Source organism: Polyangium jinanense, assembly GCF_028435265.1.
Classification (GTDB): domain Bacteria; phylum Myxococcota_A; class Polyangia; order Polyangiales; family Polyangiaceae; genus Polyangium; species Polyangium jinanense.
The window spans coordinates 24,909-33,283 of sequence record NZ_JAGTJK010000080.1; the positions used below are offsets into that span (position 1 = coordinate 24,909).

An 8,375-nucleotide genomic window follows, 5' to 3' on the forward strand; every position below is an offset into this window, starting at 1 on the left:
GCTGCTCGATGCTCTAAGCCATCGCCTGCTGCGGTCAATTCATTTTGCGACGATGGCGTCGAGATCGCCGACGATCTTGCCGTCGAGGATCGGCGTGACGGAGAGCGGAAGGTCGGTGACGAGCTCGATCCCCTCGCGCTCCGCAGCGTCGAGGAAGCCTTCGAGCCCCGCGAGACATGCATCCGGGATGTCGTGCAGGACGACGACCGCGTGCGGCTGGGCAAGGCAATCCGCGAGCGCGCGCGCCACCCAGCCATTCGGGTCGACCCAGTCGCGCGGGACGGAGGTCCAGAGGACGCAGGAGTATCCCTGCTCGACGAGGTGAGTGACGGCCGCGCGGCTGAGCAGATGCGGCCCGAGGATGCCCCCGCCGCCAAACGGCCGAAAGCGCTTGGGGCCAGGGACGAGCGACTTGAGGCGCGCGTCGGTCGCGGCGATCTCCGCGGCGACGGCGTCGGGCCGCGGATCGTCGCCGAGCGGAATCTCGTGGGTGAACGAGTGATTGCCGACGCAATGTGCTTCGGCGACCGCGCGGGCGACGAGCGCGCGGCCTTCGGGCTCCGCGAGATGCTTGCCGAGGACGAAGAAGTGCGCCGGGACGTTCCTTCGCCGCAAGATGTCGAGCACCGCCGGTGTGATTGCACGGTCGGGCCCGTTGTCGAACGTGAGCGTCGCGCGCCTCAACCCGACATCACCGGTAGCTGTTGTTCGAGGTGTGGTCGCCGGAAAGCCAGCGGGCAAGCTCGCGATGCGCTTCCTTGCGCCGCGCCTCCTCGACGTCCGGCGTCACCGCCTTCGGGGCGTCGCACGTGAGCTCGACGATCATGTCATTCGGGTCTTTCACGTAGACCGACCGGCAGTACCCGTGCTCGAGCACGTACGTGTCTGGCGCGCGATAGCCTGCCTTCTCGATGCGCGACTCGATCGCGCGCTGCGTCTCGGCGTCGACCGTCAGCGCGATGTGGTGGAACGGCGACGCTGGCATCGGCGGACCAAAGAGATTCTGATCGCGGTCACTGGCGAACTGGAAGAACGCGAGCGCGCTCCCGTCCTCGAGGCCGAAGAAACAGTGGCAATAGGTCCGCACCTCGCCGAAGAGCTCGTCGGCTTCGCACCATGTGGCGACCAGAGGTAGCCCGATGATCTCCTCGTAGAATGCTCGCGTCTTCTCGAGATCCTTCGAGACGTATGCCGTGTGGTGCAGCCGGCTCGGCCGTCGTGCGCTCATGCGATCTCCTTCCTGTCGAGAGGCTACTTTCGGCGCTCCAGCGGTCAAGCCGTTTGGTCGGCAAAAACGCGAATCGGGACGCGGCGCGTCGAAGAACGTTCGCAGCCCTTTCCCGCCAGGGGTGGCGGCCGCCATTGCGAAAAAGTGGCGGCCGCCACGGAGGAGCGATGACGTGCTCAGCCATCATCGCTGGTTTGGCACGACGCGCGATGGCGCTCGTGCACGATTAGTAGATGGCGGCGTTCCCGCCGGGGCCGACGAAGCCGACGTTTCCGCGGGGGCCGACGCCGATCGCGCCGCCCGGGCCGGCGATGCCGTACCCGCCGCCGGGGCCGACGAAGCCGACGTTTCCGCGGGGGCCGACGACGCCGTACCCGCCGCCAGGGCCGCGGTACACGTCGAAGTCGTCCGCGAAGCCGCGGGAGCAAGCGCCCCGGTACCCGTACGCGCCGCACGGTGCTCCACAAGAGCCGCCGCCGTAATATCTGCCGGGCCCCCACCCGGTCGAGAGGGCCGCGGCATCTTCCGTCGTGGACAATTCGTCTGCGTCCGCGACGGTTGCGTCCTCGGCGCTTTCGATATCGTCGTCGGTGTTGGCTTCGGAAGCCCCCGCAGCGCAGCCCGTGCCCATGGCCATCAAGGCAGACAGCGCGAGCAGCAGCGTTCCGAGCTTCGAGATGGTATTCATATCGGCAGCCTCCCGGTTTTCTTCGCATGCTGGACGTCTCCTGTGAGGCCGAGCCACGATGCGCGGCCTCGTCCGCAGAGCGCCCAGTGCCCATCTCCTTCGAGCCGCTGGGTCGATTGTCGAGTCGTTCACGACGTGTTCATTCGAGCAAGAAAAACGGACGTCGGCAACGCGCTGTCGGGCGTGGAAACAATGGAGCAGAAGCGGGGACGGTGGCGGGAGCGGGTATTCGATGCGATCCGGGAGATTGTGCCGTCGAAGGCCTGGAGCATTCCACTGTTCCATGGGGTGAGCCGCGCCAAGTGGCTGAATCGGCCCGCGCTCTACCCCTGCGGCCGAGACAACCTGGCGCATTTGGGGGTGATAAATGCCACGTTGTCACCTGTTCGTGGTTCTGCGCGTGTTCTCCCTCCTGGGATCGCGCAGTACATCGGCTGGCATCCGCCGTGCATACGCGCTGGCCATGCGCTTTGCAAAGTGGCTTTGGGTTGGTTTGGCGGTGTTGACCTTCGGTTGCGAGAGCGAGGAGCTCGATGCTTGCCCTGGTCCGGACGGGCTGGACCCGTCGCTCGTCCAGTCGACGTTCCTGCTGCCCGATGAAGCGACACCCAACAACAATGATTCGATCGGTCCATTTTGTTGCACGGGCGTCACGGCGACGATCGAGTCCATCGACGGCCATCCTGTTGGATATGCCTACTTCTTCGGCTGGACAGGGCAGGCATACAATGGGGCGGAGGGTCATTCGTATGCGCCGGGCGTGCAGATCTTGATCGCGGGGCTCGAGGACGTGCACGACCCTCACTCGGCGCTCGTGGAGAGCGTGATCGAGCTCGACGCGAGCGAAATGGATAGATGCGCCGAGCGTTCGGTGAAGGCGGGGCAGCTTCGGTTCACGGCGACGATCCTTTCCGTCACGATGAAACCGAACAATCCAGCTTACTTCGATATGCAATCGCTCGAAGCGAGGCTCGACGTCTCCGTGGAGCCTTGAGCGGAGACGCTGACGGATCCGTCGAATCAACCGCGCATCGCGCGGTTGATCCGCCTTCGGTCCAGGCCGTGCCTGGCCCGGGGTGAAGGGGGCGGGGAGCCCCCTTCTGGGGTGCGGGGCGACGCCCCGCCTCCGCCCTTGCCTCAGACCTTCTTGAGCTGCACGCCGAGCTCGTCGAGCTGCTCGGGGGCGACGCCGGTGGGGGCGTCCGTCATGAGATCCGTCCCTTTTTGCGTCTTCGGGAAGGCGATGACGTCGCGCAGGCTCCCTGCGTTGCAGAGGAGCATCGTCAGACGGTCGAGACCGAAGGCGATGCCGCCGTGCGGGGGCGGGCCGTAGCGGAATGCGTCGAGGAGGAAGCCGAACTTTGCGCGGAAATCGTCCTCGGAGAGGCCGAGTGCGGCGAAGACCTTGGCTTGCACCTCGCGCTGGTGGATACGGATCGAGCCGCCTGCGATTTCGTTGCCGTTCAGCACGAGGTCGTAGGCGCGCGCCTCCACGCGACCGTTGTCGGTGCCGAGGTATTGCACGTGCTCCGGCTTCGGCGACGTGAACGGGTGATGTGCGGCGACCCATTGCCCGCTTTCGGCCTGCTCGAACATCGGGAAATCGGTGACCCAGAGGAAACGCCACTGGCCTTCGGGCACGAGCCCGAGCTTGTGCCCGAGGTGCAGGCGCAGGCCGCCGAGCACTGCGTTCACGAGCTTGAACGAGCCGAACTGGAAGAACAGCAGATCGCCGGGGCCGGCGCCGAGCGCTGCGTTCACTGCGGCCCGCGCCTCGGGCGTCACGGTCTTGCTGAGCGGCGACTGCGTCCACTCGCCGCCTTCGCCGACCCGCGCCCGCGCGAGGCCGCGCGCGCCGAATCCCTTCACGAACTCTTCCAGCTTGTCGGCCTCCGTGCGCGACAGCGACGCGGCTTCCTTTGCCGGGATCCGGAGTCCCTTGATGATTCCCTTCTGCTCGAGCGCGCCCTTGAAGAGCGGCACGCCGCCTCCTTCGAGCGGACGGAGCACCTCCGTCAGATCGGCGAGCTCGAGCCCGAAGCGCAGGTCGGGCTTGTCGGAGCCATATTTGAGCATCGCCTCGCGGTAGCTCATCCGCAGGAACGGGCGCGGCAGGTCCACGTCGAGCACGTCCTTCCAGGCGCGGGCGATGAGGCCCTCCATCGTTGCGTAAATGTCCTCCTCGGTGATGAAGGACATCTCCACGTCGACCTGCGTGAACTCGGGCTGGCGATCGAGCCGGAGGTCCTCGTCGCGGAAGCAACGCACGATCTGGAAATATCGCTCGAAGCCGGCGACCATGAAGAGCTGCTTGAAGATCTGCGGCGACTCGGCGAGCGCATAGAAGTTCCCCGGATTGAGGCGCGAGGGGACGAGGAAGTTTCGCGCGCCGCCGGGGGTGTACTTCACCATGAACGGCGTCTCGAGCTCGGTGAAGCCCTCGCCGTGGAAGTAATCACGCGCGGCGCGGTAGAGCTTCGAGCGCACCAGGAAGTTTCGCTGCAGCGCGGGCCTGCGCAGATCCAGGTAGCGGTGCTTCAGCCGGATTTCTTCGCGCGTGTCGATCTCGTCCTCGATGAGGAACGGCGGCGTCTCCGACCGCGAGAAGATGTGGAGCGTCTCGGCATTCACCTCGACCTCGCCGGTCGCGAGCTTCGGATTGGGCTGCCCACCCGACGAGACGCGCGTCACCACCTTGCCGGCGATGCCGATGCAGTACTCCGAGCGCAGCTCGCTGGCGAGCTCGTGCGCTTCCTTCCCGATCTCCGGCCCGAAGACCACCTGCGTCAGGCCCTCGCGATCCCGCAGATCGATGAACACCCGGCCGCCGTGGTCCCGGCGATGCGCCACCCAGCCCATCAGCACGACGTCCTTGCCGACGTCGCTCGCACGCAGCGCGTTGCAAGAGTGCGTGCGCTTCTTGTCCGCCAAAAATTCCGACATGGCGGCGCAGCATAGTCGCTCACGCCGCTACATCAACGGGCCAGGCAGCTCGCATGGTCGCTTTTTCGTGACCCTCCCAACGCGGTCCCGGCACACACGCGGAGGCGAAGCGGACGTGCTTCCGCCGTAAGGCGTCGCTCTGCACGTACGGCTTTGGTAACATGGCCGCTCGTCCAGAGTGTAGCTTTTTCCCTTCACGATACGGGGTGAAGAATGTTGGCAGCGAAGCGATGGTGGTTTGCTCTTCCGGTCTCGCTCGCGGCAGCGTGCGGGGCGGACGACAGGGGTCCGCAATCGGGGGACGCTTCCCTTTCGGCGCAGGCGAAAACGCCCCCGGTAGGGGAAGCGGTGGATCACGCGGGGCTGCGCGCGGCCTACGTGGCGGCGGTGCAAAAGGATGCCTCGCCCGCGTATCGCCTGGAGCGCGGCGACAAAGGCACGATTTCCGCCAGGAACCCGGCGCAGGGCCTCTCCGCGGAGCTCTCCCCGGCGGGCGTGCGGGTCGCCGTCGACGTGCGCGCCGATCGCCCGTTCGAGCTTTCGCTCGACGCCGTGGGCTGCGACGGCGACCTCGAGCCGGCTGCCGAGGCTTCGCCCGAGGCGCGTGGCAATCGCGCCGAATATCGCCGCGGCGACGTCGTGGAGTGGTATTTGAATGGCCCGCTCGGCCTGGAGCAGGGCTTCGATCTCGCGAAGCGGCCCGCGTGCCGCGAGGCGGGCGGCGGAACGGTCACGCTTTCGATGCGCGCCGAGGGGCTCCTGCCTGAGCTCACGGCCGAGGCGGACGCGGCGCTCCTGCGTGACGAGGCCGGCGAGGTGATCCTCCGCTACACCGACCTTTACGTCACGGACGCGAACGGCCGCGTGCTCCCGTCGTTCCTTTCGGCCGAAGAGGGCCGGCTCGCCATTCACGTCGACGACACGGGCGCGGTCTATCCGATCGTGGTCGATCCCATCGTATGGGCCGAGTCGCAGAAGCTCCTGGCGAACGACGGCGCGGCGGACGACGCGTTCGGTTATGCCGCGGCGATCGACGGGGACACGGCCGTCGTGGGCGCGCCGGACGACGACGACGCCGCCAAGGGCGCGGACGCGGGCTCGGCATACGTGTTCCTCCGGAACGCCGGGAACAACACCTGGACGCAGACGCAAAGGCTCCTCTCGGGCGACGCCACGCTCACGGCAGGCGATCGGTTCGGCCGCACGGTGGCCATCTCCGGCAACATCATCGCGGTTGGCGCCCCGATCGACAACGCCAGCCGCGGCGCGGTTTTCGTCTTCCAGCGAACGGCCTTCGGCTCGAATTTCACGCAGCTCCAGAAGATCACCGCGAACGACGCGGCCGCAAGCGATCGGTTCGGCTCGTCCGTCGCCATCTCGGGCACGACGCTCGTGGTCGGCGCGCCGTTCGACGACAACGGCGCCAACGTCGACGCCGGATCCGCCTACGTCTACGTGAAGGGCGCGACCACGTTCGCGCTGCAAGGCGCCAAGCTCACGGCAGGCGCGGCGGCCGCGGGGCAGGACGAGTTCGGCACGGCCGTCGCGGTCTCGGGCGATACCATCGTCGTCGGCGCGTACGGCGATGACGACAATGGCTCGGTGTCGGGTTCGGCGTTCGTGTTTTTCCGGACCGCGGGCGTGTGGGCGCAACAAGCGAAGCTCGCCCCGCCCGACGGCAAGCCGAACGATTGGTTCGGCTACTCCGTCGCGGTCTCGGGCGACACCGCGCTCATCGCCGCGCCGCTCGCCGTCGCCTCGCAAGGCAAGGTGTACGCGTACACGCGGAACGCAGGCGTCTGGGCGCAGCAGGCGCAGATCCTCGCGGCGGATGGCGACGGCGGGGATCAGTTCGGCCATTCCGTGTCGATCGTCGGGGACACGGCAGTCATCGGCGCGCGTTACGACGAACCGCAATCGACCGGCTCGGCGTACGTGTTCCTGCGGAACGCGGGCACGTGGGCCCAGGAGAAGAAGCTCACGGGCGCGGACTCCGGGCTCGGCGATCAGTTCGGTCACTCCGTCGGCGTGAGCGGCTCGTGGGCGATCGTCGGCGCCGTGGCGCACACCGGCGCGGCCGCGAGCAGCGGCGCCGCGTACCTGTTCACGCCGCAGAACAAGCTCGACAACGGGCAGGCATGCCAGGCCGGAAAGGACTGCGCGAGCGGTTTCTGCGCCGACGGCGTCTGCTGCAACACGGCCTGCGGCGGCAGCGCGGCGGGCGATTGCCAGGCCTGCAACCTCGCGGGCGCGGTGGGCACCTGCACGCCGACCCCGGCCGGCACCGAGTGCCGCATGGCAGGCGGCGCGTGCGACGTGGCCGAGGCGTGCGACGGGACGAGCACCGCTTGCCCCGCGGACGCGAAGGTCGCGGCGGGCGCCGAGTGCCGCGCCTCGATCGGCGGCTGCGATCCGGCCGAGACCTGTGACGGCGCAGGCAACGCTTGCCCTGCGGACGCGGTCGCCGCGGGCGGTTTCGTTTGCCGCGCGGCCGTGGGCGCGTGCGACGTCGACGAGATCTGCGACGGGTTCACGCCGCTCTGCCCCGGCGACAACCTCGTCCCGGCGGGCACCGCGTGCCGTGCCGCGGCGGGCGCTTGCGACGCGGCGGAGAGCTGCGACGGCGTGAACGGCGCTTGCCCTGCGGATGCGAAGGTCGCGGCGGGCACCGAGTGCCGAGCCGCGGCGGGCGGTTGCGACGCGGTGGAGACGTGCGACGGCGCGGCGAACGATTGCCCGGCGGACGTGGTGTCGAGCGCCGGCACCGTGTGCCGCGCGGCAATCGGCCTTTGCGACGTGGCGGAGAGCTGCGACGGACAGGCTGTGGATTGTCCGGCCGACGCGCTCGCCGTGGCGGGCACGGAATGCCGGCCGGCGGCGGGGGAATGCGACCTTTCGGAGCTCTGCGACGGCGCGACGAACGATTGCCCAGACGACGGCACGGTGCCTGACGGCACGGCTTGCACCGACGGCAGGTGCGAGGCGGGCGTCTGCGAGACGGGCGAGGGCGGCGCAGGCGGCGGCGGTGGCGCCGGTGGTGACGGCGGCGCGGGTGGTGCCGGCGGCGCGGGCGGCGCGGGCGCGGGTGGCTCGGCCGGCGCGGGCGGCGGCCTTCCCCCGGACGACAGCGGCTGCGATTGCCGTGCGGCAGGCAGCAGCACGCGTGGCGACGCGGGCTCGGCAGGCGTGCTCGGCCTTGCGCTTGGCCTTGCGGCCTTTGCGCGGCGCCTGCGCTCGCGGCGCGCCGGGTTCTAGATCGCGATCCCGGGCCCCTCTCCCGCGCGGGGAGGGGCCTCTGGGCCACGGCGTAGCGCCGGGGTTTCACCCCGGACCCGACCAGGGGTTGTCCACCCCTGGACCCGGACCAGCGCAAGCGCTGGACCCGGGGTCGATGAACTGCGCATCGCGCAGTTCATCGAACAGGCCGAACGTCCCCAGCACCTACGGCAGTGCTGCTGTCTTGGTTGGCAAGGTCGTGGAGGGTCTTGTCACGGGCCCGTCGGATAAACCGCGCAT

The 8,375-nt window shown here is 68.6% G+C and carries 6 protein-coding genes; 2 read left to right on the forward strand and 4 right to left on the reverse strand.

Annotated elements, in window-relative coordinates; translation table 11 throughout:
• Positions 1–39: 39 nt before the first annotated feature.
• The 3 genes from KEG38_RS50945 to KEG38_RS50955 form a co-directional block, all read right to left on the reverse strand.
• Positions 40–684 (reverse strand): polysaccharide deacetylase family protein, encoded by a 645-nt coding sequence (locus KEG38_RS50945; RefSeq protein ID WP_272428187.1) that lies wholly within the window; start codon positions 682–684, stop codon positions 40–42.
• Positions 685–691: 7 nt separating this feature from the next.
• The gene (locus tag KEG38_RS50950; RefSeq protein ID WP_272428188.1) at positions 692–1,228 is read right to left on the reverse strand and encodes a VOC family protein; all 537 of its coding nucleotides are present in this window, start codon (positions 1,226–1,228) and stop codon (positions 692–694) included.
• Between the two features lie 226 nt (positions 1,229–1,454).
• Positions 1,455–1,916 (reverse strand): hypothetical protein, encoded by a 462-nt coding sequence (locus KEG38_RS50955; protein ID WP_272428189.1) that lies wholly within the window; start codon positions 1,914–1,916, stop codon positions 1,455–1,457.
• A 463-nt stretch (positions 1,917–2,379) separates the two neighbouring features.
• On the opposite strand from KEG38_RS50955, the gene KEG38_RS50960 reads away from it, so the two are divergent.
• Positions 2,380–2,910 (forward strand): hypothetical protein, encoded by a 531-nt coding sequence (locus tag KEG38_RS50960; RefSeq protein ID WP_272428190.1) that lies wholly within the window; start codon positions 2,380–2,382, stop codon positions 2,908–2,910.
• Positions 2,911–3,053: 143 nt separating this feature from the next.
• Here the strand turns inward: KEG38_RS50960 and aspS are convergent, their stop codons facing one another.
• Positions 3,054–4,859 (reverse strand): aspartate--tRNA ligase, encoded by a 1,806-nt coding sequence (gene aspS / locus KEG38_RS50965; RefSeq protein ID WP_272428191.1) that lies wholly within the window; start codon positions 4,857–4,859, stop codon positions 3,054–3,056.
• Between the two features lie 348 nt (positions 4,860–5,207).
• On the opposite strand from aspS, the gene KEG38_RS50970 reads away from it, so the two are divergent.
• Positions 5,208–8,114 (forward strand): hypothetical protein, encoded by a 2,907-nt coding sequence (locus KEG38_RS50970; RefSeq protein WP_272428192.1) that lies wholly within the window; start codon positions 5,208–5,210, stop codon positions 8,112–8,114.
• The last annotated feature ends 261 nt before the right edge of the window (positions 8,115–8,375 follow it).